The following is a 25494-nucleotide window of genomic DNA, read 5'->3' on the forward strand; positions in this document are numbered from 1 at the left end:
GAATATGGAAGGTACGGGCGATCTGGTCTTTTCGCTGCGCGGCGTGAGAAAACGCCGTCCCGGCCATGAGGGTTTTCATCTGCGCCTCGCGGCCTTTGACGCGCCGCGCGGCAGCCTGCTCGCCCTGGCCGGGCCCAGCGGCTGCGGCAAAAGCACGGCTCTGGATCTGCTGGCCTGCATACTCAGACCGGATATTCCGGCGGCGGACGCGGAACAAGACAACGTCCGCTTTTCCTTCGCCCCCACGCCTGAACGGCGTGAGGATGTACTGGCCGCCTGGCGGCGCGGCGGCACGGATGCCCTGGCGGCCTTGCGCCTGCGCCATCTGGGCTATGTTTTGCAGACCGGCGGCCTGCTGCCCTTCTTGTCCGCCAAGGAAAACATCCTCCTGCACTGCCGCAGTCTGGGCATTGTCAGGCAGCGCGGGGAAGCCGTGGATGCCATTGTGGAACGCCTGGGCATCCGCCATCTGCTCGGGCAATATCCGGGCACGCTTTCCGTGGGGGAACGCCAGCGGGTGGCTATCGCCCGTGCTCTGGCCCACGGCCCCGGCGTGGTGCTGGCCGACGAACCCACCGCCGCACTGGACCCCTGGCACGCCCGCAATGTGCTGAATCTGTTCACGGATCTGACGCGGGAACTGGGCATTACCATGATCATGGTTACGCACGCCCCGGACATGGCGGCGGATGTTGGTTTCACCCTGGTCCACTTTGCCGTGGAATCCGGTCCCGACGGCGTTGTGGCCGATGTGCGCCATAAAGCCGGGAGGGGGTAAGCGTATGCGGACAGTCGCCCGCGCCTGCCTGCTGGCGCTCAGAGATTATGCCCATGAAGGCCTGCTGTCGACCTGTTCCGTGCTGGGACTGGCCGCCGTGCTCACGCCGCTGCTGGTGCTTTACGGGGTCAAGTTCGGCGTGGTCCAGACCCTTACGGACCGCCTGTTGGAGGATCCGCGCACGCTGGAAATCTCGCCAGTGACCAGCGGACGTTATACGCCCGACTACCTGGCCCGCCTGGCCGCGCACCCGGATGTGAGCTTCGTGCTGCCGCGTACCCGCTCCATTGCCGCCACTATGGATCTCAGCCACGGCGAGGGGCAGGCGCGTAAAACTCTGCTGGCCTCTCTGGAGCCCACAGCCCCCGGCGACCCCCTTCTGGCCCGCTACCATGCGACCGTCCCGGCCATGCCCACAGCCGTGGGAAAGAATAATGTGGACGGCAATGCAGCGTCTCCGGCCCTCACGCCCATCGGCGTGGCGCTTTCAGCCACCGCCGCCGAAAAGCTGGGCGTGCGCCAGGGCGACCCGCTGCTGGGGCGGGTGGAACGCCGCTATCAGGGACAGGTGCAGAGCGCCCGCGTGCCCCTGCAGGTGGTTGCGGTGCTGCCTTTGGCGGCCCAGCAGAAGGATGTGGCCTATGTGCCTCTGCCTCTGCTGGAAGCCACCGAGGACTTCCGCGACGGGCGCGCCGTGCCGGAGCTGGGCGCGGGCAACGGCTGGACTGGCGAGCCCCGGCCCGACGGCCCGCGCGTGTATCCCGGCTTCCGCCTGTACGCCCGCAACCTGGCGGCGGTGAGCGCCTTGCGCCGGGGCTTTGCCCGGCAAAAGCTGGACGTGTATACCCATGCCGAGGAAATTGAGCAGGTCAGTACCCTGGCCCAAGCCCTGAATCTGATCTTCGGCCTGATCTGCGCGGCGGCGGCCGCCGGTTTTCTGGCCTCCACAGCCAGCAGCGCCCTGGCCGGAGTCAAACGCAAGGAACGGATTCTGGGTCTGTTGCGGCTCACGGGCTTTGCCACGGGCGCGCTAATGCTCTTTCCCCTGGTGCAGGCTCTGCTCACCGCCCTGCTGGGCACGACCCTGGCTGCGGGCATCTACGCCGTGGCCGCTGCGGTCATCAACCATCTTTTCGCCGCCAGCCTCAACGGCATGGAGCAGGTCTGCCGCCTGCTGCCAGAGCATTTTCTGCTGGCCTTCGCCCTGGTGGCCGGGCTTTCCCTGCTGGCAGCCCTGGGGCCAGCCCTGCGCGCCGCGCGCGTGGAACCTTCGGAGGTGATCCGCGATGTCTGATGTAAAGCGCCGTCTTCGGCCGCTCTGCCTTTGCCTTCTGGCGCTGGGCCTGATCCTCGGCGGCGTCCGTCCCGCCGATGCGGCCCTGGCCCGTAAAGGCAGCGTCAACCTGACCGACGCCTATAATCCGCAGCCTGCTGGCGATGATATCGTACTGCCCATGCCCTGCGGCTTGAGCATGGTGTTCAAGCTGGTGGCCGTACCGGCCAAGGGCTTTCTCTGGGACATGCCCGTGCGCCCCGGCCTGGACGACAGCGCCAATGCCGAGCGGGCGTTTTACGACCGGCGCTACAACGCCGCTCTTTCCGGCCCCTTCGCCCTGGAGGATCTGCCCGCCGCCTGGCGCAAGCCGGCCCCGCAGGGGCAGAATTACTACTATCTTATCGCCAAATACGAAGTCACCAATCTGCAATGGCAAGCCGTCATGGATGCCTCCTGCCCGGACAGCCAGAATCTTCCGGCGGACGCGGCCCGGCCCGTGACCGACGTGAGCTGGTACGACGCCGTGGACTTCACCCGCCGCTACACGGCCTGGCTGCTGAAAAACGCGCCGGACGCCCTGCCCCGCTTCGCCGGGGACAGCCGCAATGTGGGTTTTGTGCGTCTGCCCACGGAAACCGAATGGGAATACGCGGCGCGCGGCGGCCAGACAGCGGGCAGCCAACAACTCTTGCAGGAGGATTTCTTCCCGCTGCCGCAAGGGGACGGCAAAGGGGATTACGCTGTGTACCGCCCCGAAGGCGCGGCCCATATTCCCGAAAGCACGGCCCGCATCGGCTCGCGCAAGCCCAACCCCCTGGGCCTTTACGATACGGCGGGCAATGCGGCGGAAATGGTGCTGGACAGCTTCCGCTTTTCTCTGGCCGGACGCCTGCACGGTTCCGCCGGGGGCTTTGTGCGCAAGGGCGGCTCCTTTCTCTCCGGCGATGCGGAAATTCTGCCGGGCCGCCGCGAGGAAACGCCCTTCTTTCTGGCCGACGGACCGGCTCACGCCCGCGATCTGGGCTTCAGGCCGGTAATTTCAGGCATCAACACGCCGGGCGGCAACCGCCCCGAGGAACTGCTGGCCGAATGGAACAAGGCCGGTGAAAGCATGACTCCCGGCATGCAGGCGGCCCGCAATCCCCTGGAGGAACTGGACCGCATGCTGGCCCTGGCCCAGGATCCGGCGGTCAAAAACAATCTGCAGAAGCTGCGCGACACCATCAAGGAAAACAACATCATGCTGGAGCGGCAAAAGCAGTTGGAGGCCCAATCCCTGCTGCGCACCGGCGTCTATATGATTGAAACCATCCGCAATTACGCCAGCCGCCGCAACAGCCTGCAAAGCCAGTTGCAGAGCATGGAACGCGACAGCAAGACCGCTAAAGGGCAGACCCTTGAAAAACTGCGTCAGATCATGGATACTGCCGGTAGGGGCCTTGCCATGCTGGACACCAGTCTGGACAAGTCCCTGACCTTTTACCGCAGCAAGGTGGAAGACGGCACGCAGCTTGCGCCGGACGCCCTGGCCGCCGTCGAGGAATCGCTCGGCAAGGATTTCAGCGGCAACGATCCCTTTAATGAAAATATGCGCCGCAATCTGGCCTTGTTCCGCAAGCACGTGGATTTGTTCCGCAAGAACAAACCGCTCTCGCGTGAGGCCATGCTAAAGGAAATTCTGGAACGCCGTTTCCAGTAGCAAAGGAGCACAACAATGGCGGAAAAATTGCGTATCGGCTGGATCGGCACCGGCGTCATGGGTTCGTCCATGGCCGGCCATCTGCTGGCGGCCGGCTGGCCGCTGACCGTTTACAGCCGCACTAAAGCCAAGGCCGACAGCCTGCTCGCCCAGGGCGCGCAATGGGCCGAGAGTCCGCGCGCCGTGGCCGCCGCCTCGGATATTGTTTTTTCCATTGTGGGTTTTCCCAAGGATGTGGAAGAAGTCATGTTGGGCGAAAACGGTGCGTTGCACGGCCTGAACAAGGGCGGCATCGTCTGCGACATGACCACCTCCAGCCCGGCTCTGGCCCAGCGCATTGCCGAAGCGGCCGCCGCCCAAGGCTGCGCCGCTCTGGACGCGCCCGTGACCGGCGGCGACGTGGGCGCGCGTGAAGCCCGGCTCTCCATTTTCGTGGGCGGCGACAAGGCGGCCTTTGAGCGCGTTGAACCCTGCTTTTCCAAGATGGGCCAGCGCCTGATGCACTGCGGCCCGGCCGGTTCCGGCCAGAAGGCCAAACTGGCCAATCAGGTGGCTGTGGCCGGGGTGATGTTCAGCGTTTGCGAATCCCTGCTCTTTGCCCAGGAAGCGGGTCTGGATGTGGCCCAATGGCTGGAATTGGTGGTGCCCGGCGCGGCAGGCAGCACGGCCATGGGCACGCTGGGCCGCCGCCTGCTCAAGACCGATTATGCCCCCGGCTTCTTCATCGACCATTTCATCAAGGATCTGGGCCTCTGCCTGGAGGAATGCCGCCGCATGCGTCTGGTGCTGCCGGGCGTGACCCTGGCCGAGGAGTTCTACCGCATGATGCAGGCCCAGGGCCACGGCCGCCTGGGCACACAGGCTCTGATCCAGTGCCTGGCCACGCTTTCCGGCAAGGAATGGCGCAAGCACGAATAATCTTTGCCCAGCCCGGCTGACGTCCCGGCATGATGTGGACGTCGGCCGGGGCCGCCGCATGCCGCGCCTGAGCCCCGCTGCTGTCGGGCTGCAACCACGCTGACAGACGTCTTTGTGAGGCCGCCATGCCCATTCTCCCGCCTCAGAATCCCCTGGAAGACCCGGCCCTGGAACCCTATCGGGCTTTTCTGCTGCGCCGCAGCCGCCGTTTCACGGACGAGCTGCTGCGCATCACCACGCAATACGGCTCATTGCGCGCCTATGCCAATCTGCACACCAGCCTGGGCCTGCACCGCGTCAACAATGCCAAGGGCGAAACCCGCTGGCGCTGGCGCGAATATATGCCCCAGGCCGAAGCCGTCTGGCTGACCACGGACAAACTGAATTTTCAGCGCCATGCCAGCCATCGTTTCCAGCGCAAGCAGAACGGCATCTTTGAGCTGACCCTGCCGCTTGAGGCGCTCGCGCACGGCGACTACCTGGAACTGCGCGTGCTGCCCCTCGCGGCGTGGAATCAGCCGGACCAGCCGGGCCTGCCCACAGTTAAGTCCGGCACGCCGCCGTTGCGCCGCGTGCCCGCCTTTGCCCACTGGGTGGAGCAGGATAAAGTTGTGCCCACCCAATGGTGCGCGCGGCTCTGGACGCCCGGGCAGCCTTACCGCTTCCGCCACCGCCGCCCCGGTGCGCCGGTCTTTCCCCGTATCTATGAGGCCCATGTGGGCATGGCCCAGTCCTCCCTGACCCATCACGGCGAAAGCGTGGGCAGCTACGACGAGTTCAGCGGTTCCGTTCTGCCCCGGATCAAGGCCGACGGCTATACCGCCGTGCAGCTTATGGGCATTCTGGAGCATCCCCTGTACCGCTCTTTCGGCTATCAGGTCAGCAGCTATTTCGCGCCCAGCTCGCGCTACGGCACGCCGGACCAGTTCAAGGCCCTGGTGGATACGGCGCACGGCTTGGGCCTGGCCGTGATTCTGGATATCACCCACGGCCATGCCTGCCCCAATACGGAGCAGGGCCTGGCCCGCTATGACGGCAGCCGGTATTTTTTCAGCGAAAAATTCAATCAGTGGGGCACGCCCTCCTTTGATTACAGCCGGGAGATGACGCGGCGCTTTCTGCTCTCCAACTGCCGTTACTGGCTGGAGGAATTCCGCGTGGACGGTTTCCGCTTTGACGCGGTGGGCAATATGCTCTACCGCGACCACGGCGTGGACGATGATTTTTCGCATGTGGGGCGCTGCTTTTACGGCAAAGACGGCGAGCCGCGCGCGGATGAGGACGGCGAGCTCTATCTCTGCCTTGCCAACGCCCTGACCCACGAACTGCGGCCCCAGGCCGTGACCATTGCCGAGGAATTTTCCGGCATGCCCGGCCTGACCTGCCCGCCGCAGGAAGGCGGCCTGGGCTTTGACTACCGCTTTGCCATGGGCATTCCCGACTACTGGGAAAAGTGCATTGAGGCCCCGCGCGACATGGGCAGCCTGTGGTACGAGATGACCAATCACCGCCCCTATGACCGCACCATCAGCTATGTGGAATGCCACGACCAGTGCATCAACGGCGATGACGCCATGATCTGGCGGCTGCTGGGCGACGATATGTACCACTATATGTCCGTGGGCACGGAGAGCTGGAATGTTTCGCGCGGGCTGGCCTTTTACCGCCTGATGCGGCTGATCACCCTGGCCACGGCGGACGCGGGCTATCTCAACTTCATGGGCAATGAGTTCGGGCATCCGGAATGGCTGGACGCCGAGGCCCACGCCCACCGTCAGTGGTATCTGGCGGACCGCCCCGACCTCAAGTATGTGGGCCTGGCCGCCTGGGACAAGGCCCAGTTGTGGGATCTGGCGGCCGCGCACATGGAGGATTTCCAGCAGGCTCCGCTGTTCCGCTTCATCCATGAGGAAGAACGCCTGCTGGCCTTTGAACGCGGGCGGCTGCTCTTCGCCTTCAACTTCCATGAGCTGGAGGCCAGGCAGGACCTGACCTTTGCCGTGACGCCGGGCAAGTATGTGGAGCTGCTCTCCTCCGACGAAGCACGCTTTGCCGGTCACGGCAACCTGAGCGTGACGCGCCCGCCGGTGGAACATTTCACCACGCCCCTGCCCGACCGCCGTGAACAGGACGTGACCCTATACCTACCGCCGTTGGTGGCTCTGGTGCTGCGGCGCGAAGATTAAAAAACAAAAAATTCTTGACAGAAAGGGCCTTGCCGCGTAGTTACTTCTCTTGCGTCGGGATGTAGCGCAGTCTGGGAGCGCACTTGAATGGGGTTCAAGGGGTCGAAGGTTCAAATCCTTTCATCCCGACCAAAAATTTAGGACTTACGGTGAGTGCCGTAAGTCCTTTTTCTAATTAGGCCTTTTACCCCCCGCTTATTACTTTCTTCCATATTTTTCGGCTATCAAAATATTTCTGATGAGCGTTCCACTAAACTATTAAGAATGTATGAGAGGAATCATGACTTCGCTAGACAAAGAAATTGAACAGCATAAAAAAGAGATTCACTCTGATTCTTACCCAATGTCTATTGGCGAAGCGGTCAGCATGTATATAAATGGTGAAATGGATATCCATCCAGAATTTCAACGCGTTTATAGGTGGACTCTGCCTCAAAAGTCCAAGTTCATAGAGTCAATACTTCTCGGTATACCAATCCCCTCTTTCTTCGTGGCTCAGCGCGAAGATGGGGTATGGGACTTAGTTGATGGTCTTCAAAGATTTTCGACAATTTTGTCTTTCATGGGCGAGCTCAAGAATGAAGATGGAGAAAAACTACCTCCATTGGCCCTGACAAAGGGAGGCTATCTTTCGGAACTTGATGGCGCAACGTGGAATGATGAAGAAAAAATATCGAAACCATTGAAACTGTCTTTCCGCCGTGAAAAAATAGATTTCAAAATCATTAAAAAGGAAAGCACTTCTGATACAAAATATGATTTGTTTAGACGCTTGAATACGGGTGGCTCTGAACTTTCTGATCAAGAAGTTCGAAACTGTTTGCTCTTAATGACTAACAGAGAATTTTATGAGTGGGTAATTGCTCTATCAAAAAATGCAGACTTCATAGAAACAACGCCACTTAGTGATGACAAGTATTCTGAACAATACAATCTCGAATTATTGATGCGCTTCATCGTTTTCTTCACGCTCGACTGGAGCAATGTCACTTCTTCGACAATTGATGATATAGGTGAATTTCTCAATGATAAAATAGTTGCTTTAGCGAAGAACACTTCTTTTGACACCAAGATTATGAATGATACTTTTTCTAAATCATTTCAACTCATAAATGCTGCATTGGGAAGCGATGCATTTAGGAAATTTTATCCATCCGATAATAAACATAAAGGTGGCTTCTCGATTGCTCTTTTTGAAGCTATTTCTACAGGTATAGCAAGAAATATTTCATCAATCTCTACCACTCTTGATAACAGCACTTTAAAGAAGAAAATTGAAAATTTTTCAGTTAGCCCTGAATTCTTATCAGCTAGTGGTTCTGGAGTCCGAGCGAACAGTCGTATACCTAAAACTGTCCCCCATGCAATTGATTACTTCAAGCAATGAACGACGCTAAACTTGAAAAGCTTCTCTCTAGCATTGAGAGAGATTGGGTTTGGCGACAAAGAGAACTTACCTTTTTTAAGCAAGCTCTCTCAAAAGTTGACGAATACCAAAAGAATACTTTGGCAAGAGCTGGTATTCTGCTGTTATATGCTCATTGGGAGGGATTCATAAAGCATATCAGTCAAAAATTTCTAGACTGCTTTGCAAAAGCAAACATAAACACTGTTCCTGAATATGTTTTAATCTCGCACCTAGCGAGAATGAGTGATACTCTTGAAGCCAAATATTCAAAATTTGAACGTGCTTACCACTCATTACATTGCTTGAGTGAAGGTTCTCAAATTTGCTCCACTCTTGACCAGATTATAAGAACGGAATCAAATCTGGACTCAAAAAATCTTAAACAGATTGCTGAACTAGTGGGGGCTAATTTCTCTCAGTTTGAAACTCGATTACAGTTCATTGACTATAATTTTGTTTCGGTAAGACATGCTATTGCGCATGGCGAGGGAAGAAAGTTTTCCGAGAAAGAATTCCTAGATTTAGAAAGAGATATCACTACATTGATGAATATTTTTAAGAAAAACATCATTGACTCCGCGGTATACTCAAACGAGTTTAATAAAAAAGGCCCTCATCATAACTGCATGCAGATTAAGACCGTCTTGGCTAGCACCTCTTGACTTTTTTCTATTCTTAATTCATCTTTCTTATACTACTTCCATTGGCAGCGTCCACACCGCTGGATAATCAGGTGTGCACTGCCCGGCTTTTGTGCTGGGTTTCTTTTTGGGCTTTGCCCAAACAGCATAGTATTGCCGGGTCGATAGCTCCGAATAAAATACCCGTGAGGGGAATAAGAGCAGCGCTCCAATGGGCGTAGTTGAGTCCCGGCATTTCTCATTTCCAAATGCCGCCACTACTGAACCATTGGAGTTTTTATGTCCGATGCAACCAATTTCAGCCGTTGCGAGTTCCCTTTTGATGCATTTTTAGTCCTGGCGGGCAAACTACAAGAAACGGCGGAAGCAATGCTGGCCTTTTGCCGTTCCACGAGCGCTGAAAAGGATTCATCAAAAACGGAAGACGACGCGGAGCTCGTCGAGCACGGATGTAAGCCGGGAGAATACCGGCAATACCACTTGCCGCCGTATGCCCTCACGGAAGAAGGCGAGCTTCTTGACCGATATAAGGCCGAGAATATCGCCGCCGCCCTGGACGCCATTTACAACGACCTTTTCGCCACGGTCTTTCTTATGAAGGGCTATGACGCCGACACCAGGATAACCAACTTCACTCTTTACCAGATTGGAGAGCTGTTGTCGCGCTCGCTGGGAATGTTGAGCAAAACCGGTTCCGTCCTGGCTGATTATAACTTGATGCATGTAAAGCGGATTCCAACTGCGTAGCATGAAGGCGGTCCCGGAAAATTTTCGGGGCCGCCTTTTGCTCTTTATCCCTTTAGAGCATTTCAACTTTGAAAATGTTGAAATGCTCTGGCGGCCGCGTGAGCGGACGCCCGCGCCTGAAGCCAAGGCGGGACCATGTTCCCGCCGCAGGTTGAGGGCAGCGTCAGCTTTGAAATTGTGCCAATTTCAAAGCAAATCCGCTCTAGACAGACACAAAAAATGGGGCAGCGTGGCGTAAGATTAAAGTAATCCGGTCTTTTTCAGCAACTAAACAGGATCTTTTTGCAAAGCCTCGGCAATAGCAAAAAACTCCAGGATATCCAGCCGCCGTTCACCGTTTTCATATTTCGACACGAACGATTGCGGCTTGCCCAAGCGATCCGCAACATATTGTTGGCTGAATCCTTGGCTTTTTCTTGCTTGGATCAGCACATCCAGCATTACGGCATATTCTTTGGTAAAAACTGACTTCACACTCATTTTTGTAAATCTCGTTAACCTCACATACCATCACGAGAATCACATTTTTTTCATACAGTCGCAGTCAATAAAAAATTCCTCGGGATTTACGCCAAGGGCCGTGGCAATCTTTACAATATTCAGAAGGCTCAGATTCCTGCGTCCTTGCTCGACACCTCCAATATATGTTCGATGGAGGCCCGCCCTCTCCGCCAACTTTTCTTGCGAAATATGCAATGCCTCTCGTTTGGCTCCGAGAGCCGCGCCAAACTGTTTCAAAATCTCAGCGTCAGCTTTGCAGTATTCCGGCATGGTTACCTATCTCCCGTCGTTGCATACTCCCCATGCCGATATACCCATGTCACGCTAATTTTTTTCAGCCTCATCAACCAGTGCATCCAACAGCTCGCCGGGGCGCACTTCCAGCGACCGCGCGATCTTGATAAGCAGATTGAGATTAGGCGCGCGGTATCCGAGCTCCAAAGAAGAGACATAGCTCTTGGTTATGCCCACTCTGTCGGCGAGCTGCCGCTGGGAAAGTCCGGCCGCATCCCGATACCGTCTGAGCACCGCAGGCATGAAGGTTTTTGCCAGGTTATCTTCGTCGAATTTGGGTTTCATACCTCCCACATACAATGCCTATTTACAAACTCGACCGACTATAGTAGGTCGATTGGCTAGCAATAGTTGGTCGCCCCTCTGACTAATAGTTATCTAGGCGCGCGCCGCTCTGCGTGGTCAACGCCCAAAAGCATGAGCACCATCCCGGCGGAGTGCCGCCGGTGTCGGTCGCCATGCCAGAAACGAAGCTAGGAAAGGAACGAGGGAAACCGTGCGGGAGCTGACGCCCTCTTTGGGGCAGTCGCGGGGGTGGATGATAATAGGTTCCGCCTATTGAGATGCGGCACAATACGGAGTCAGCCGTCAGACAGCTCTCGCAGCAACTTGTAGGCCAATTGCAGATTGGGACGCGAAAACCCGACAAGCATTCGACACAATTCGTCACGGATTGCCTCGTCATCCGCATGGTGTTCAAAGTCAAAAAATTCTTTCATTGAGACGCCAAGGGCGAAAGTGAGCTGTTCCATGACCTGAAAACTCGGATTCGATTCTCCCCGTTCCATTTCACTGATATGGCGAGAGCTGATGCCGGACAGTTCGGAAAGTTTTTCCTGCGACAATCCGTGTTTTACTCGCAATTCCCTGATTCGTTTTCCAAGCAAAATTAAGCTATTATCGTTCATGCCGCCCTCCGGAGAGGAAGGGTAACTTTCTTTTGTAGGGCACAACATGAACCATATATCTTTACCAAGCCAAGATTTTGATTTATAAATCAAAACATAGCTTATCTTATTCTCTAATAGATCATCGATACAACGAAGGCGCTTTTCAGACCCGCAATAAGGTAAGCTAGGTCAGAAAATAATTTTTGACCGGTAGATGTAAAGGCACAATTATCAAAATAAATTAATCAGTTATCTGGTAGTGAAGTAATGATATACGCAGAAAATTCCTCCCAATTTACCGAACAACTTAAACGTATCCACCAGATTAGCGGCACGCACAACCAGAGCGGGCTTGCCGCTTATCTGGGCGTGCGCCGTTCCGCCGTAACCAATGCCAAGCGCACGGGCATGATCCCGGCGGAATGGCTGTTGACCTTGCTGCGTGTGGCAAACGTCAATCCGGAATGGATTCTGAGCGGGGCCGGTCCCTGCCGGTTCCGGCGACAGACGGAGGATGTTTACGAGGACGGAGAAACGGCGTGGGAACGCCAAAAAGACTATGAGGCCCTGCAACGGCTGTCCTCACGCGCGCTGGCGGACGAGCTGGTCCGGCGCATCGCCGTGGTGGAAGCGGAACGGTTTCTGTCTCCATCCGCGTAGGCGCAACCGCAATCGCGGCGCGGATGTCGTCATAAGCACGCAACAACCACGTTCCGCAGCAAACAAAAGCAGCCCGGAAAATCGCGATTGACGCTGTTTTCCGGGCTGCTCTCTATGAGTTATTTCGTCAAACGGCTATTTCAGGCCGTTCAGATACACGGCGATATCCTTGAGATCCTGATCGGAGAGCGGCTTCAGCGCTTCCTGCATCTGCTCCACCTTCTCATTGGGCGGCGGAGTCAGACTTTTCACCTTGTTCATCTTGGCGACCAGGCCATCCACGGGCTGGCCCATCATCTTGGCGGGTTTTTCCGTATGGCAGATGGCGCAGAGGTCGTCGTACAGCTTTTGGCCTTCCGCCGCCCTGTCTTCCTGGGCGGCCTGGGACTGCACGGCCACGAACAGAAAGGCCGCTATGGCGAATCCGCCGATTTGTTTCCATTTTATTGACATATATGGCACTCCTTCTGGGAACGTCTCCGTTCCAGGCAAGAGGTTACAACGTGATGATGCCGCGCGCGAACAGATAGATCGCGACCAGCGCCGCCAGTACCAGCAGCACCAGAATGACCTTTTCATAGTTCTTGAACAGCGGCGTCTGATCCGGATGCTGCTTGCGGCTCCAGATGTATACGGGAATGCCCAGGGCGATCAGCACCATGGCCATCAGCATATAGTGCAGACCGGCGGCGTAGATCAGCCAGAAGCCGTACAGCGTGCCCAGCGCGGCGCAGGCCAGGGCCGCGGCGCGCCCGGTGGGGGCCTTCTGGGGGTATTGCCCATCCTCGCAGGTCTTCCAGAGGAAGAGCATGGAAATCAGGTAAGCGGGCAGCACCATCACGCCGGTGATGCTCAGCATCATGCTCCAGGCGTTGTTGGAGAAATAAACCAGCAGAAGCGCCAGCTGCATCAGCAGGCTGGTGACCCACAGGGACACGGACGGCGCCCCGGCCGCGTTTTCCTTGCTGAACTGGCGGGGGAAGGTGCCGTTCTTGGACGCGGCATATGGCATTTCAGCGGTGATCAGGGTCCAGGCCAGCCAACTGGCCAGCACGGCGATGATCAGGCCCACGTTCATCAGCCAGCTGCCCCACGGGCCCACGGCGCGCTCCAGCACACCGGCGGTGGACGGCGTAGGCACGGCGGAGAGTTCCGCCTGGGTCATGAAGCCGTACGGCAGCACGGACAGCAGAACGTAGACCACCAGGCAGCCCAGAAAGCCCATAACCGTGGCCTTGCCCACGTCATTCGGGGTCCTGGCCTTGTCGGACAGCACTACCGCGCCCTCAATGCCGATAAAGGCCCAAAGGGTCACCAGCATGGTGCTCTTGACCTGCGCGCCCAGGCCGCCGAGGTGGTGGCCGTTGTCCACGGCCAGCTTGCCGAAGAAGTCGAAATCAAACTTGTCGATATTGAACATGAACACCATCACGATAATAAAGATAAACAGCGGGATCAGCTTGCCGATGGTGCCGATGGTGTTGATGATGGCGGCCTGATGCGTGCCGCGCAGCACGACGAAGTTGAACATCCAGATCAGAATGGAACCGCCGATAATGGACTGGATGGTATTGCCGCCCTGGAAATACGGCGGGAAAAAGTAATTCAGGGCGTCCATGGTAATGACGGCGTAGCCCACATTGCCGAAGATCTGGCAAAGCCAGTAACCCCAGGCGATGAGGAAGCCCACAAAGGGGCCGAAACCTTCGCGCCCGTACATATAAATGCCCGCTTTGAGGTCCGGGCGGATATCCGAAAGAATACGGAAGGAATTGGCCAGAAAATACATGCCCAGGCCTGTGATCACCCAGGCAATGAGTACCGCGCCCACGGAAGCGGCGGCGGCCATATTCTGCGGCAGGCTGTAAATGCCCCCGCCGACCATGGAGCTGACCACCACGCTGGCCAGCGCCACGACCCCGAGTTTTTTGGTTGTGCTTTGCGCCATTGCTCTATCCTCTATATGTTAAACCTCGCCCTTGTGCCGGCGTGGCTTCATGGAAATAATTTACTTAAAGGCCGACCGGGCGGAACAAAGTCCGGATCGGGTCTGCGTCGGAACCGTGCCGCCCGGCAGCGGCAAAAGTTCCTAAAACAAACGCCCGGCCCACGCTAACAATCCGTCGCGGGCCGGGCGCACAAAGGCTCACGGACAGGCCGGAGCGGTTTTCCTAGTTTTTCACCACAACGGGATCGGCAAATTCAAAGTTGAGGAAGCCCATGACCGTCAGGCAGTAGCCGTAGGGCTTGGTGATGTTCAGATAGTTGTGCCAGAACTGGAATTCGCTGTGCTTTTCCACGCCGCGCAGGGTCAGTTCATGGTTGAGGGATTTATTCAGCCACATTTCGGCGTGGGATTTGGCGATGTCGTCGTCGATCCAGGTGGGGAAGTATTCCACGTATTCAGCGGCCCAGCCGCCGATGAGCTTGCCGTCCTTTTTGCCCCAGCAGATGCCGAGACCTGTGGCGATGGCGCGGTGATCCTCGATGCGGGCGCCGTTGGCGGCCATGATCACTTCCAGCACGGCGCCGTGCTTGAAGTTCTTTTCCACTTTGTCCACGGGCAGAATGTTGCCGTAGAGTTCCTTGGGGAGAACAGAGGTATAGGGGATGACGTTGAAATTTTCAATTTTCGCCTGCAACAGGGCGGAATCATAGCAGAAGGTTTCAAAGGGCTGCGGCGGGATGCCGTCTTCCGCTTCGCCAACGCCGCCGGAAATGAACGCCAAAGTGGGGTATCTCGTACCAAGAGTGGTCATGTTTGTATCCTTATTGTTTGGTCTATACAGGCAGCTGTAAAAATTATTGCCACCTGTATAACAATTATACAGAACAACAGGTTGCGCAAAACGGTCCATATGGCCTGCGTGAAGCGGTCCGCGGCGGCCCACAACGCCATTTTCCAAGAATGTGGGCGCGAACCGCCTTGTTCAACCTGTCCAACAAAAGCCCTTTGTCCGGCATAGCCGGCCAAACGTTAAGTAGATATGCAATGTCCGGGCCAGAAAGAGATTTTACGAAGTCCGGCGCTCAGGGCAAATGGTAAATGCTCTATGGCTGACGCCTGTGTTGCGGCGCGCGGAAACAACAGAAACGCCGCCCCGCGCACGGAAACGGCGAGGGACGGCAAAACAGGCGTAAAGAAAAAGGAGACTAAATTTCAGGCAGGCGGCCGGATGCGCCGGATGCCGCTACCGCCCTTCGTCCCAGGCGGGGAGGGGTGGCGGGCTGTAATTCTCCAGGGCCTTAAGGTCGCCCATGCGCGCGGGTCGTCCGTTACGGCCCCGGATCACCGGGCCGCACTGCTGCGGCGTGAGTTCAGCGGGAACCTGCTCGGGCACGGGCCGCAACAACTGCTCGGCGCTGCGCAGATACGGCAGGGGGTCCACCAGCTCCCCCTTGGCGTTTTGCAGGCCGAAATGCAGATGCGCGCCCGTGGTCCTGCCGGTACAGCCCACCAGGCCCACGGCTTCGCCGCGCCGCACCCGCCGTCCCGCAGAAACCAGGACCTTCTGCAGATGGGCATAGCGTGCGGTCATGCCGTCATCCTGCCGGATTTCCACCACTATGCCGGAAAGGCCGTGCGGCCCGGCATGGCTGACCATGCCGCCGTCAAAAGCCACCACAGGCCAGCCCAGCCGGGCACGGATATCCAGGCCGGAATGCTCGCGCATCACCATGCCGCGCCGACTCAGCCAACCGGGCATACGCCGCCGCCCGAAGGGCGAGGTGATCATTTCCGCCAAGGGCGGCAGTTTGCCCGCTTCCCGCTCAACGGACAAGGGCGGCGCAGCCGTTGTCGCGCTGCCGTCATCAGCGGCCGGAGGCAAGGCCGGGGTTTGCGGCACGCCGCTCTCCTCCGCCGCCAGGCAAGGCAAGGCGACCGACAGAGCTAGGAACAAAGCCGTAACGGCGGCATGGTGCAGCATGGTTTTCAAACTCGGCCTCCCATGATGAATATACTACGCCTTTTTGTCCGCCTGGGGCTTGCGCGTCAAGTCCCGCCATGGCAAGGAAACACGAAGCTCTTTTTTCCCGTAATCATTAAAAATCGCCGATTGACAAGGATTTTGCCCTAAAACTTTTCTGATTTCTGGCGATTAATCAGGCAAACACGAACGTTCGTGATAAAAACTACCTCTGCCTCAGGAGCACTGCATGAGCATCAGCAAGGCCTCATCCGCCATAAACGCTGGGATTATTATCCTGACATGCCTTGTGGGTTATTTTGTCTTCCAGCTGTATTACGCCATTCAAAATAATCTGGATCTCGCGCGCAACAAGGAAATCGCCGTTCAGCTTGCCGGTGAACTGATGGAGTCCTCCAAGCAGCTCACCAGCAATGTCCGCCAATACGCCGCCACCGGGGACAGCAGGTATGAAAAAATCTATTTCGGCATTGTGGACGAGCGGGCGGGCAAAACGCCCCGCGCGGCCAGCCGCGACGTGGCCCCGGGCCAGAAAATCGCGCTTACCGACCTGATGAAGCAGTACGGAGTCACCGCCGGTGAATTCGCTCTGGTGGAAAAAGGCAACCAGCTTTCCGACGCGCTGATCGCCCTGGAAACCGAAGCCATGAACGCCGTCAAAGGCATCTACAAAGACGCCAAGGGCGACTACACGATCAAGGGCGAACCCAATATGGAACGGGCCCGTGAACTGGTCTTTGGTCCGGCCTATAATGCGGAAACCGAAAAAATCATGGCCCCGCTCAATGAGTTTTTCGCCGCATTGGAAAAGCGCACCAGCGCCCAGGTGGACAGCAGCGTCGAGCGTGTCGATCGTAACGGCCTCTTCCTCTGTTTCGCTCTGGTCCTGACCCTGCTGCTCAGTCTGATCTCAGCCGTCTACGCCCGCAGGGGCATCTGCCGGCCACTGGAGCGCCTTTCCGATTTTGCCCAAAAAGTCATGGCCGGCGACTACGCGTCGCGTATTGAAACACATTCGAACAATGAAATCGGTACGTTGTCCGAAGCCCTCAATGGCATGCTGGACAAGCTTGAAGGCCAACTCGCCTTTTCGCGCGGCGTACTGGACACCCTGCCCGTGCCCTGCGCCGTGTTCGACACGGAAAACAAACTGGCTTTCGCCAATGCCCCCATGCTGAGCACCTTTGGCCATCCGGGAAAGATGGAAGGCTTCATCGGCATGACATCCGGCAAATTTTACTACAATGACGAGGCACGCGCCACTTCCATCACTCGTTGCCTGGAAAGCGGAGAAGCGGCCAGCATGGACTTCGTTGTCGAGCGGAAAACAGGCAAACCCATGCATGCGGACGTTTTCACCAAGCCCATGCGCGACGACAAGGGCCGCTTGTCGCATGCCATTCTGATCCTGCTGGACACCACTACAACTTTTGAGCAGCAGGAAGCCATCAAGCGCAACAGCGAAACCATGCGCGGCGTGGCTGCCTCGGTGCTGGATCTGCTGCAAGCGGCCAATGCGGCCTGCGAGCAACTGGTCAGCGTGCTGGTGAAAACCGACAAGGCCACCGCCGAAACAACGGAACGCATGCACGATACGCTCACGGCCATGGAACAAATGAATATGGCCGTGCTGGACATTTCCAAAAACGCCAGCGACGCGGCCGCCAGCTCCGACAACATGCGCACTACGGCCACGGACGGCCAGAACATCGTGGGACAGGTGGTTTCCTCCATCAACCTGGTGCAGAAAAACTCTCTGGCTCTGCGCGCGGACATGGAAAAGCTGAGCGACGAAGCCCAGAGCATCAACCAGATCATGACCGTGATCTCGGATATCGCCGACCAGACCAACCTGCTGGCGCTCAATGCGGCCATTGAAGCCGCCCGCGCCGGTGATGCCGGGCGCGGTTTTGCCGTGGTAGCCGACGAGGTGCGCAAGCTGGCTGAAAAAACCATGAACGCTACCACGGAAGTGGGCAGCGCCATTGAAAACATCCAGCAGGGCACCCGCCGCAATATGGAACATGTGGACCGCGCCGTGGTCAGCATCGAGGAAGTGACCGGCCTTGCCAACACCTCGGGCGACCGGCTCAAGGACATTGTGGAAATCACGGCCCTGTCCGCCGACATGGTGCGGGCCATTGCCACAGCCTCGGAACAGCAGTCCGCTTCGTCGGCGCAGATCAACGAAGCCGTGGAAGCGGTGGACAGCACCCTCAAGGATGTGGCCGTGGTCATTGCCGACGCCAACAACGCCGCCCAGCAGCTCAACGGCCAGATGGCCGAAATCCGACAGTTGATGGACAAGCTCAAGCCCTGAGCGCGACCAGCCCGGACAGTCTTCATATTCTCCCCGGTTACCGCCGGGGAGTTTTTTATGCTCGCCGCTCCACCACTGGACAGTCTGTTTTTCGGAATTATATGCAATCCGTTAGGATTGCTTGGCGGCAGCCGCGCTGCCGCTGCCGGGCAAGCGTTACGTCCGCTCCTCCGGCTCCGAAGCGCAATCCTTTTTTGCCGGGGACGTTGCCCCAGGGCCGCGTGATCCGGTTACATATATATTTCCTTTCCGCCGCCATGCGGCGCATGGAGCGGCCGGGAAAAGGAGCGCACCATGAAATACCGCACTATTAAAAGCGATGTTACCGGCCATCCCGCCATTGACGGCGCGGGTGTGCATCTGGTCCGCGTTTTGGGTTCCCCCACTGTAAGAAGTTTTGATCCTTTTCTGATGCTGGACGCTTTCGACTCCCGCAATCCCGCTGACTACATCAAGGGCTTTCCCATGCACCCACATCGGGGCATTGAAACCTTCACCTACCTTATCCAGGGCGAGATCGACCACAAGGACAGCCTGGGCAATTCGGGCAAGATTCTGGACGGCTGCTGCCAGTGGATGACTGCGGGCAGCGGCATTCTGCACCAGGAAATGCCGCAGGCCAGCGACAGGATTCTGGGCCTGCAGCTCTGGATCAACCTGCCCCGCAAGGACAAGATGGTAGAGCCCAAATACCGCGACATCACCGTGGACATGGTGCCCAAGGTGGAAGAAGAGGCGGGCACCGTGGCTGTGGTGGCCGGGCGGTATAAGAATGTGGAAGGCGCAACCAAGGGCGACTATGTGGATGTGCGTTTTCTGGATATGACCCTCAAGCCGGGCTACACCTGGACCGTGGAGACCAAGCCCTCGCATACGGTCTTCGCCTATCTGGTGGAAGGCACCTGCGCGCTTACGGAAAACAACGCCATGCTGTCGGCCAAGCATGCCTATCTCTTTACGGAAGGCGACGCCGTGGCTTTGACCGGCGGCCCGGAGGGCGCGCGCCTGGTACTGGTATCCGGCAAGCCCCTGCACGAAGCCGTGGCCTGGGGCGGCCCCATCGTTATGAACAGCGAGGAGGAACTGCGCGAAGCCTTCCAGGAACTGGAGGACGGCACCTTTATCAAGCACGCCAAAAAGACCGCGGGAGCCCGAGCGTAATCGTATACGCCTACCAATATTCCTGAGACCGGGCCGATGAAAGGATGGCGTGACCTTCTTTCATCGGCTCCTTTCGTATCTGGCGGCCTCAGAGCATTTCAACTTTGAAATACTCTGAGGCCGAACACGGTGAGGCGCGCCGCGAAGACCGACCCGACGGGCGGCCCCTAGGGCCGTGCCTGTAGCCCAAAGGGCATACATGCATCAAGAGCAGCGCGGAGCGGATTCAGCCGAAGACCGCGTTCTTCGGCTGAATGAACCTTTGAAACGCAAAGCGTTTCAAAGGTAATCCGGTCTAGACTGCGGCCAGCAGGCGGCGCACCAGCTCCAGGTCAGCGGGATAATTGATGTTGAAAAATGGCAGGGCTTCGCCCTGGCTGTAGGCGATGCGCTCCTGCCGTTCCAGGGGAATGATGCGGCTCAACTTGCGCTCGCCTTGGGCCAGGGCCTTGTCGAACAAGGGCAGCGCCGCCACTTCATAGATGGCCGTGAGCGCCTCGATAAAACCCGTTTCGGTCTGGCAGAATGTTGTGAGCAGGCGGTCGGAGGACGCGGCGTCGCGCGCGGCCAGCAGGCGGCGCAAGGTGGCGTCGTCCATGAAAGGCAGATCGCAGGACAAGGCCAGTACGGCGGCATACCCCTGTTGCGCTGCCCCGCGCAGGGCCGCATGCACGCCGCTGAACGGGCCCAGGCCCGCCACCTGATCATAAAGACAGTCATAGCCCGGACGCGGGCGTCCCGGACGACAGGCCACCCAGCATTGGGGCAAAAGCGCGGTCAAAAGGTTGTGCGTGCGGCACAGCAGATCCGGCTGTTCCCGGCCGTGCACCCTCAAGAGGGCCTTTTCCTGTCCCAGGCGGGAAGAAAGTCCTCCGGCCAGCACCACACCGGCCACATCGCCCCTGGTGGTTTTGGTCATGCCGTCACCCGCCCGGCACTGTCACAGAACACGGTCAACCGTTCCTCCGCAGGGCGGCAAAAGCCCACCAGAGTTATGTCCTGGGCCATGGCCGCTGTCAGGGCCGCGCCGGTCACCGCGCCCCGGCTGACCAGCAACGCGAAGCCCGCCCGCCGGGCCTTGGCATACAGGCTGCCGGTGATCCGGGCGGAGATAAACAGCGCATGCGCAGCGGGTTCAAGGTTCTGTCGGGCGCAGAATCCGGCCAGGCGGTCCAGACAATTGTGGCGTCCGATATCTTCGGCCACCCGTACCAGCCCTTTTTCGGGGTGGAACAAGCCCGCGCGGTGGAACGAACCCGTGCCGTCCCAGAGACCCGGTTCGGCAAAAAAATCATTCATCCGCGCCAGCAGAGCGGTGGCGCCGAGGCGCGGCGTCGTGGCAGGGGCAGCGGGATCAGCCGAAGAAAGCTCCAAGCACACCCGCAGGCAATGCCGTCCCTCTGGCGTGTCCAGACGCTCCACCCGCCCGGCTCGCAGGGGCACGGGCCTGTCCCCCAAGACATTCCCCTGCCCTCGGTCAGAGCGGGATACCGCCGTTCCGCATGGGGAGCAGTCCAGCAGCACATGCCCCAAGGCCAGATCCTCCAGCTCATGCGGCCAAGCCCAGAGGTCGGCGCTTCCGCCGGGATGAAGCACGCGTACGGCTTCTTCACGGGCGGCCACCTCAGGCAGATCCTCCCAGCGGCCGCGCCGGAAGCGCCGGGCCCGCACATCCAGAGGGGCCGGGCCGGACGGCCATCCGCCGCGGGCGCTATGCATCAGAAACCCCAGGCCGACGGCGTCGGGCGACTGTAGCCCTCCTGCCGGGCCAGCATGTCCAGCGGCAGCGAAGCCAGATCACTCAGGGCCGCCGGCAGGGCTTCGGCCTGTTCACGCAGATCGGCCAGCTTTATGTAGTTGTTACAGGTCTTGCAGACATGCACTTCAAAGAACGGCAGGCTGTCGGTGGTAAACATGCGTAACTTGTCCTCTCCACGCTCCAGGCAGAAGGGGCATTGCAACCTGGCCGCTCTGTAGCTCGCGCCGCAGAATGAACAGGTATGCCGGCGCAGGCCTTCCTTGCCGTGCAGTTCGCCCATGAAGGGCGGACGGCCGCAGTGCGGGCAATGCCCGTGTTCCCAGACGCGCCGGTCGTCGCGCGCGGTGGCCAGAGCATCGGTCACGGCGGCCAGTTGCGGAGTCAGGGTGGCCTGGGCCAGAAAATGAATCAGGGCCGGGGCCTGCGGCAGGCGGCCGGCCCAGGCGGAGAAAAAGGCTTCATCGTTTTGCATGAAGGCCGCGAAGGCTTTGGCGGGCAGCATCTCATCCGCCGCAGTTTCCCGGCGCAGGGTTTGCACGGCCTCGGCCGGGCTGCCCCGGAGCGAGGCCAGCAGGACGCAGAGTTCGTCCCAGAGCGGACGGGCCGGAGCAGGATCATAGGGAAAGTCAGCGGCGGCCAGCAAGGGCGCGCTCTGGGCCCGGGCCCCGGGTCCGGCTACAGCAAGACGCGCCGCATCCGGCGGGTTCAGGCTGCTGCGAGCCGCCCGTTGCAGACGCAGCGTGCCGCCCACAATTTCCAGCAGGGCTCCGGGCAGCCAGGCCAGGGAGGCAAGACGCTCCAGGCGGCGGCTCAGGGCGGCGTCATCAAGGGAAAAGAGAGTGACCATATATTTCTTCCATAGGCGCTGAGGGTGCCGGGTAAAAGTAGCAGGACCACGGAGGATGCGGGACAATCCCCCGCTCGTGCTATACGACAGAAGCCGGAACCGTGCAACCGCGCGAAAAATTTTACGCGTCGCCTTGGCCGCCTCCGAGGCCCTTTGTCCCGCCCGTATCTGACAATACGGCGGAATTTATAACAGCGGAAGTTGAGAGGCAATCATGAATTTTTTTTCACTATATTGACATGGCAGCAAGGCACATATACCGTTACCATAACGCAGCATACCCCATGATGACTGTCATTTTCATCGCTTAAGGAAGAAGTATATGAGGATGGCGAGAATATTCTGATGGCATGAGCGCGTTATACACAAATTTTTTATTATGTTTTTTAAAGCATAATAAAATAAAGAATGCCGGACAGCGCATTCCTCTACCAAGGAGAAGAGCATATGCAATTTTCGCGCAGAGGCTTTCTGAAGCTGGGCGCGGGCGCCACCGCCAGTGTGGCCTTCGGCGGTCTGGGCATCAGCCTGACTCCGGTGGCCGCGGCGGCGCAGGACGCCAAGCTGAAATGGACCAGGCAGACCACCTCGGTCTGCTGCTATTGCGCCGTGGGCTGCGGGTTGCTGGTCAGCACCAGCGCCGAAGGGCACCCCGACGGGCCGGGCAAGGCCATCAACGTGGAAGGCAACCCAGACCATCCCATCAATGAAGGCAGCCTGTGCGCCAAAGGCGCGTCCACCTTCCAGTTGGCGTCCAATAAAGACCGGCCCCAAAAGCCGCTGTATCGCGCGCCCGGCGCCACGGAATGGAAGGAAGTGGAATGGAGCTGGGCCCTGCCGGAGATCGCCAAACGCGTCAAAGCCACCCGCGACGCCACCTTTACGGAGAAAAACGCGGCCGGTCAGGTGGTCAACCGCACCGAGGCCATTGCCTCCCTGGGTTCCGCCGCTCTGGACAATGAAGAATGCTGGGCCCTTCAGGCCATGCAGCGCGCCCTGGGCCTGGTGTATATCGAGCACCAGGCGCGTCTCTGACACAGCTCCACAGTCAAGGCTCTGGCAGAGTCTTTCGGACGCGGTGCGATGACGAATCACTGGAACGATATCGCCAACAGTGATTGTGTGTTGATCATGGGCAGCAATGCTGCCGAAAACCATCCCATTTCCTTTAAGTGGGTGCTGCGCGCCAAAGATAAGGGCGCCACGCTCATCCATGTGGACCCGCGCTTCACGCGTACCTCGGGCCTGTGCCACCATCATGTGGGCCTGCGCCCCGGCTCGGACATCGCCTTTCTGGGCGGGATGATCAAATACATCCTCGACAATAAGCTCTATTTCGAGGAATACGTGCGCGAATACACCAACGCCCCTCTGGTGGTGAACAAGAAGTACGGCTTTAAAAACGGCCTGTTCGCGGGCTTTGACGCCAAGAAAGCCGCGTACGACAAAAAGGCCTGGGCCTTTGAGCTGGACGACAAGGGCGTGCCCGTGCGTGACGCGAGCTTCAAGAACCCGCGTTGCGTGCTCAACCTGCTGCGCGGCCATTACAAGCGCTACAGCATCGCCGCCGTGGCCAAGGCCACGGGCACTCCGGCCAAGGATCTGGAAACCGTCTACAAGGCCTTTGCCGCCACCGGCAGGCCGGACAAGGCGGGCACCATTCTGTACGCCATGGGTTGGACCCAGCACACCTACGGCGTGCAGAATATCCGCACCATGTCCATGGTCCAGCTGCTGCTGGGCAACATCGGCGTAGCCGGGGGCGGCGTCAACGCCCTGCGCGGCGAATCCAACGTGCAGGGCTCCACGGACCACGGCCTGCTTTCGTCCAGCTTCCCCGGCTATCTGGCCGGTCCCACCAGCGCCCATGCGACCCTGGCGGACTACAACGCGACCACGCCCAAGTCCGCCGACCCCATGAGCGTGAACTGGTGGCAGCACCGGCCCAAGTACATGGCCAGCCTGATCAAATCCTTCTTCCCGGCGCTTTCGCCCGAGGAGGGCTATAGCCTGCTGCCACGCGTGGACGCGGGCAAATCCCTGCTGGACTACTACTGGCAGTCCGTATTCCACAAGATGGGCCAAGGAGAGATCAAGGGCCTGTTCGCCTGGGGTATGAACCCGGCCTGCTCCGGTCCCAACTCCAACAAACACCGCCAGGCCATGACCAAGCTGGACTGGCTGGTCAACGTCAATCTCTTTGATAATGAAACCGGCTCATTCTGGCGCGGTCCCGGCATGGACCCCGCCCAGATAAAGACCGAGGTCTTCCTGTTGCCCTGCGCCGTCTCCATTGAAAAAGAAGGCTCGGTGAGCAACTCCGGACGCTGGATCCAGTGGCGCTATGCCGGGCCCACCCCATGGGGCGAAACCAAGCCCGACGGCGACATCATGCTGGAGCTGATGGAGGAAATCCGCAAGCTCTACCAGCAGGGCGGCGCGTTTCCGGAACCGGTGCTGCAGCTGGGCATCGACGGCTGGAAGGAAGGCCATGCCTTCAGCCCGGCCAAGGTGGCCAAGATCATGAACGGTTACTTCACCCGCGACGTGAAGATCGGCGACAAGGAATACAAAGCCGGAGAGCAGGTGCCCAACTTTGTGGTGCTCCAGGCCGACGGCTCCACGGCCAGCGGCAACTGGCTGCATTCCGGCGCGTGGACTGAAAAGGGCAACCTGATGGCCCGGCAGGAGCACAGCCAGACAGAGGACCAGGCGCGCATCGGCCTGTTCCCCAACTGGTCCTTCTCCTGGCCCGCCAACCGCCGGATCATCTACAACCGTGCCTCGGTGGACAAGAACGGCAACCCCTGGAATCCGGACAAGGCGGTCATCGCCTGGGACGGCAAGGCCTGGGTAGGCGACATCGTGGACGGCGGAGGCGGTCCGGGGGCCAAGCATCCCTTCATTATGCAGAAGGACGGCTTCGGGGCCATTTACGGGCCGGGCTGCGCTGACGGGCCCTTCCCCGAATATTACGAACCCGCCGAATCTCCCTTCGCCAAGCACGACTTCTCGTCCCAGGCGCGCAGTCCGGTCTATTACAAGGCTCCGGGCGAGCAACTGGCCGTGAATGACAAAAAATACCCCTACATCGGCACCACCTACCGGGTGACCGAGCACTGGCAGACCGGCCTGATGACCCGTCGCGTGCCCTGGCTCACCGAGGCCGAGCCCCAGAATTTCGCGGAGCTGGACCCGGTACTGGCCAAGGCCAAGGGCATCAAAAACGGCGACAAGGTCGTGCTGACCAGCCCCCGCGGCAAGATAGAATGCGTGGCCATGGTCACCCCGCGCCTGAAGCCTTACACCGCCAACGGCAAGACAGTGCACGTCATCGGCACGTCCTGGCACTTCGGCTGGCTGGTTCCGGAAGACGGCGGCGACGCCGCCAACCTGCTCACCGCCATGGTGGGCGACCCGAACACGGGTATTCCGGAAAGCAAGGCCTTTATGGTCAACATTGAAAAGAAGGCGGGCTAG

The 25494-nt window shown here is 58.9% G+C and carries 23 protein-coding genes and 1 tRNA gene; 13 read left to right on the plus strand and 11 right to left on the minus strand.

Annotation, left to right across the window (positions count from 1 at the left end):
- Positions 1–4 precede the first annotated feature (4 nt).
- From HMPREF0326_RS10720 to HMPREF0326_RS10755, 9 genes are all read left to right on the plus strand, one after another.
- The gene (locus HMPREF0326_RS10720) at positions 5–778 is read left to right on the plus strand and encodes an ABC transporter ATP-binding protein (RefSeq protein WP_008683843.1); all 774 of its coding nucleotides are present in this window, start codon (positions 5–7) and stop codon (positions 776–778) included.
- A 4-nt stretch (positions 779–782) separates the two neighbouring features.
- Entirely contained in the window at positions 783–2072 is a 1290-nt protein-coding gene (locus tag HMPREF0326_RS10725; RefSeq protein ID WP_008683841.1) for an ABC transporter permease, read from the plus strand.
- On the plus strand, positions 2065–3753 hold the full coding sequence (locus HMPREF0326_RS10730; protein WP_008683839.1) for a formylglycine-generating enzyme family protein: 1689 nt from the start codon (positions 2065–2067) through the stop codon (positions 3751–3753). The genes HMPREF0326_RS10725 and HMPREF0326_RS10730 overlap by 8 nt, the downstream gene beginning before the upstream one ends.
- Before the next feature lie 15 nt (positions 3754–3768).
- A complete protein-coding gene (locus HMPREF0326_RS10735; RefSeq protein ID WP_008683838.1) occupies positions 3769–4671 on the plus strand; it encodes an NAD(P)-dependent oxidoreductase in 903 nt (300 codons plus the stop codon).
- 125 nt (positions 4672–4796) lie between these two features.
- The gene (locus tag HMPREF0326_RS10740; RefSeq protein WP_008683836.1) at positions 4797–6857 is read left to right on the plus strand and encodes an alpha amylase C-terminal domain-containing protein; all 2061 of its coding nucleotides are present in this window, start codon (positions 4797–4799) and stop codon (positions 6855–6857) included.
- A 55-nt stretch (positions 6858–6912) separates the two neighbouring features.
- Positions 6913–6989 (plus strand) — tRNA-Pro (locus tag HMPREF0326_RS10745).
- 148 nt (positions 6990–7137) lie between these two features.
- A complete protein-coding gene (locus HMPREF0326_RS10750; protein WP_008683833.1) occupies positions 7138–8244 on the plus strand; it encodes a DUF262 domain-containing protein in 1107 nt (368 codons plus the stop codon).
- Entirely contained in the window at positions 8241–8927 is a 687-nt protein-coding gene (locus HMPREF0326_RS16850; protein ID WP_008683831.1) for an MAE_28990/MAE_18760 family HEPN-like nuclease, read from the plus strand. Before HMPREF0326_RS10750 ends, HMPREF0326_RS16850 begins: the two co-directional genes overlap by 4 nt.
- Before the next feature lie 258 nt (positions 8928–9185).
- Positions 9186–9653, plus strand: coding sequence for a hypothetical protein (locus HMPREF0326_RS10755; protein WP_008683829.1), 468 nt, complete (start codon positions 9186–9188; stop codon positions 9651–9653).
- A gap of 267 nt (positions 9654–9920) precedes the next feature.
- On the opposite strand, the gene HMPREF0326_RS10760 is transcribed toward HMPREF0326_RS10755, so the two are convergent.
- The 4 genes from HMPREF0326_RS10760 to HMPREF0326_RS10775 form a co-directional block, all read right to left on the minus strand.
- Positions 9921–10094 carry a helix-turn-helix domain-containing protein gene (locus HMPREF0326_RS10760; protein ID WP_232221520.1) on the minus strand — a complete coding sequence of 58 codons (174 nt, stop codon included), beginning with the start codon at positions 10092–10094 and terminating at the stop codon, positions 9921–9923.
- Between the two features lie 78 nt (positions 10095–10172).
- On the minus strand, positions 10173–10424 hold the full coding sequence (locus HMPREF0326_RS10765; protein WP_008683823.1) for a helix-turn-helix domain-containing protein: 252 nt from the start codon (positions 10422–10424) through the stop codon (positions 10173–10175).
- A 54-nt stretch (positions 10425–10478) separates the two neighbouring features.
- Positions 10479–10733, minus strand: coding sequence for a helix-turn-helix domain-containing protein (locus HMPREF0326_RS10770; protein WP_009301537.1), 255 nt, complete (start codon positions 10731–10733; stop codon positions 10479–10481).
- 296 nt (positions 10734–11029) lie between these two features.
- The gene (locus HMPREF0326_RS10775) at positions 11030–11356 is read right to left on the minus strand and encodes a helix-turn-helix domain-containing protein (protein WP_008683820.1); all 327 of its coding nucleotides are present in this window, start codon (positions 11354–11356) and stop codon (positions 11030–11032) included.
- A gap of 249 nt (positions 11357–11605) precedes the next feature.
- Between HMPREF0326_RS10775 and HMPREF0326_RS10780 the strand changes: the two genes are divergently transcribed.
- Complete coding sequence (locus tag HMPREF0326_RS10780) at positions 11606–11998, plus strand: helix-turn-helix domain-containing protein (protein WP_008683819.1); 393 nt, start codon at positions 11606–11608, stop codon at positions 11996–11998.
- 135 nt (positions 11999–12133) lie between these two features.
- Here HMPREF0326_RS10780 and HMPREF0326_RS10785 read toward each other — a convergent pair whose 3' ends face one another.
- From HMPREF0326_RS10785 to HMPREF0326_RS10800, 4 genes are all read right to left on the minus strand, one after another.
- Positions 12134–12451: a c-type cytochrome gene (locus HMPREF0326_RS10785; protein ID WP_008683818.1), complete on the minus strand. Its 318-nt coding sequence runs from the start codon at positions 12449–12451 to the stop codon at positions 12134–12136.
- A 43-nt stretch (positions 12452–12494) separates the two neighbouring features.
- On the minus strand, positions 12495–13946 hold the full coding sequence (locus HMPREF0326_RS10790) for an amino acid permease (protein ID WP_008683817.1): 1452 nt from the start codon (positions 13944–13946) through the stop codon (positions 12495–12497).
- Between the two features lie 223 nt (positions 13947–14169).
- A complete protein-coding gene (locus tag HMPREF0326_RS10795; protein ID WP_008683816.1) occupies positions 14170–14757 on the minus strand; it encodes a pyruvoyl-dependent arginine decarboxylase in 588 nt (195 codons plus the stop codon).
- A gap of 432 nt (positions 14758–15189) precedes the next feature.
- Positions 15190–15927, minus strand: a complete 738-nt coding sequence (locus HMPREF0326_RS10800; protein ID WP_020990522.1) for a M23 family metallopeptidase — start codon at positions 15925–15927, stop codon at positions 15190–15192.
- A 229-nt stretch (positions 15928–16156) separates the two neighbouring features.
- Here HMPREF0326_RS10800 and HMPREF0326_RS10805 point away from each other — a divergent pair, with 229 nt between their 5' ends.
- On the plus strand, positions 16157–18247 hold the full coding sequence (locus HMPREF0326_RS10805) for a methyl-accepting chemotaxis protein (protein WP_008683814.1): 2091 nt from the start codon (positions 16157–16159) through the stop codon (positions 18245–18247).
- Positions 18248–18541: 294 nt separating this feature from the next.
- The gene (locus tag HMPREF0326_RS10810) at positions 18542–19408 is read left to right on the plus strand and encodes a pirin family protein (protein ID WP_008683812.1); all 867 of its coding nucleotides are present in this window, start codon (positions 18542–18544) and stop codon (positions 19406–19408) included.
- Between the two features lie 295 nt (positions 19409–19703).
- On the opposite strand, the gene HMPREF0326_RS10815 is transcribed toward HMPREF0326_RS10810, so the two are convergent.
- From HMPREF0326_RS10815 to HMPREF0326_RS10825, 3 genes are read right to left on the minus strand one after another with little or no spacing between them, the layout of a single operon-like run.
- Positions 19704–20327 (minus strand): molybdenum cofactor guanylyltransferase, encoded by a 624-nt coding sequence (locus HMPREF0326_RS10815; protein WP_008683810.1) that lies wholly within the window; start codon positions 20325–20327, stop codon positions 19704–19706.
- Positions 20324–21127, minus strand: coding sequence for a formate dehydrogenase accessory sulfurtransferase FdhD (locus tag HMPREF0326_RS10820; RefSeq protein ID WP_008683809.1), 804 nt, complete (start codon positions 21125–21127; stop codon positions 20324–20326). The genes HMPREF0326_RS10815 and HMPREF0326_RS10820 overlap by 4 nt, the downstream gene beginning before the upstream one ends.
- Positions 21127–22014 (minus strand): formate dehydrogenase accessory protein FdhE, encoded by an 888-nt coding sequence (locus HMPREF0326_RS10825; protein WP_008683807.1) that lies wholly within the window; start codon positions 22012–22014, stop codon positions 21127–21129. The genes HMPREF0326_RS10820 and HMPREF0326_RS10825 overlap by 1 nt, the downstream gene beginning before the upstream one ends.
- 447 nt (positions 22015–22461) lie before the next feature.
- Between HMPREF0326_RS10825 and fdnG the strand changes: the two genes are divergently transcribed.
- Complete coding sequence (fdnG, locus tag HMPREF0326_RS10835) at positions 22462–25494, plus strand: formate dehydrogenase-N subunit alpha (RefSeq protein ID WP_147568419.1); 3033 nt, start codon at positions 22462–22464, stop codon at positions 25492–25494.

The organism is Desulfovibrio sp. 3_1_syn3 (assembly GCF_000145315.2).
Classification (GTDB): Bacteria; Desulfobacterota; Desulfovibrionia; order Desulfovibrionales; family Desulfovibrionaceae; genus Desulfovibrio; species Desulfovibrio fairfieldensis.

What these genes read in the sequence shown, in the direction of transcription:
- HMPREF0326_RS10820 (WP_008683809.1), bottom strand. Translation starts at nt 21,127, where the DNA reads ATGCATAGCGCCCGCGGCGGATGGCCGTCCGGCCCGGCCCCTCTGGAT.
- HMPREF0326_RS10730 (WP_008683839.1), top strand. Translation starts at nt 2,065, where the DNA reads ATGTCTGATGTAAAGCGCCGTCTTCGGCCGCTCTGCCTTTGCCTTCTG.
- HMPREF0326_RS10750 (WP_008683833.1), top strand. Translation starts at nt 7,138, where the DNA reads ATGACTTCGCTAGACAAAGAAATTGAACAGCATAAAAAAGAGATTCAC.
- HMPREF0326_RS10800 (WP_020990522.1), bottom strand. Translation starts at nt 15,927, where the DNA reads ATGCTGCACCATGCCGCCGTTACGGCTTTGTTCCTAGCTCTGTCGGTC.
- HMPREF0326_RS16850 (WP_008683831.1), top strand. Translation starts at nt 8,241, where the DNA reads ATGAACGACGCTAAACTTGAAAAGCTTCTCTCTAGCATTGAGAGAGAT.
- HMPREF0326_RS10720 (WP_008683843.1), top strand. Translation starts at nt 5, where the DNA reads ATGGAAGGTACGGGCGATCTGGTCTTTTCGCTGCGCGGCGTGAGAAAA.
- HMPREF0326_RS10740 (WP_008683836.1), top strand. Translation starts at nt 4,797, where the DNA reads ATGCCCATTCTCCCGCCTCAGAATCCCCTGGAAGACCCGGCCCTGGAA.
- HMPREF0326_RS10790 (WP_008683817.1), bottom strand. Translation starts at nt 13,946, where the DNA reads ATGGCGCAAAGCACAACCAAAAAACTCGGGGTCGTGGCGCTGGCCAGC.
- HMPREF0326_RS10795 (WP_008683816.1), bottom strand. Translation starts at nt 14,757, where the DNA reads ATGACCACTCTTGGTACGAGATACCCCACTTTGGCGTTCATTTCCGGC.
- HMPREF0326_RS10770 (WP_009301537.1), bottom strand. Translation starts at nt 10,733, where the DNA reads ATGAAACCCAAATTCGACGAAGATAACCTGGCAAAAACCTTCATGCCT.
- HMPREF0326_RS10735 (WP_008683838.1), top strand. Translation starts at nt 3,769, where the DNA reads ATGGCGGAAAAATTGCGTATCGGCTGGATCGGCACCGGCGTCATGGGT.
- HMPREF0326_RS10780 (WP_008683819.1), top strand. Translation starts at nt 11,606, where the DNA reads ATGATATACGCAGAAAATTCCTCCCAATTTACCGAACAACTTAAACGT.
- HMPREF0326_RS10785 (WP_008683818.1), bottom strand. Translation starts at nt 12,451, where the DNA reads ATGTCAATAAAATGGAAACAAATCGGCGGATTCGCCATAGCGGCCTTT.
- HMPREF0326_RS10775 (WP_008683820.1), bottom strand. Translation starts at nt 11,356, where the DNA reads ATGAACGATAATAGCTTAATTTTGCTTGGAAAACGAATCAGGGAATTG.
- HMPREF0326_RS10810 (WP_008683812.1), top strand. Translation starts at nt 18,542, where the DNA reads ATGAAATACCGCACTATTAAAAGCGATGTTACCGGCCATCCCGCCATT.
- HMPREF0326_RS10825 (WP_008683807.1), bottom strand. Translation starts at nt 22,014, where the DNA reads ATGGTCACTCTCTTTTCCCTTGATGACGCCGCCCTGAGCCGCCGCCTG.
- HMPREF0326_RS10725 (WP_008683841.1), top strand. Translation starts at nt 783, where the DNA reads ATGCGGACAGTCGCCCGCGCCTGCCTGCTGGCGCTCAGAGATTATGCC.
- HMPREF0326_RS10755 (WP_008683829.1), top strand. Translation starts at nt 9,186, where the DNA reads ATGTCCGATGCAACCAATTTCAGCCGTTGCGAGTTCCCTTTTGATGCA.
- HMPREF0326_RS10765 (WP_008683823.1), bottom strand. Translation starts at nt 10,424, where the DNA reads ATGCCGGAATACTGCAAAGCTGACGCTGAGATTTTGAAACAGTTTGGC.
- HMPREF0326_RS10815 (WP_008683810.1), bottom strand. Translation starts at nt 20,327, where the DNA reads ATGACCAAAACCACCAGGGGCGATGTGGCCGGTGTGGTGCTGGCCGGA.
- HMPREF0326_RS10760 (WP_232221520.1), bottom strand. Translation starts at nt 10,094, where the DNA reads ATGCTGGATGTGCTGATCCAAGCAAGAAAAAGCCAAGGATTCAGCCAA.
- HMPREF0326_RS10805 (WP_008683814.1), top strand. Translation starts at nt 16,157, where the DNA reads ATGAGCATCAGCAAGGCCTCATCCGCCATAAACGCTGGGATTATTATC.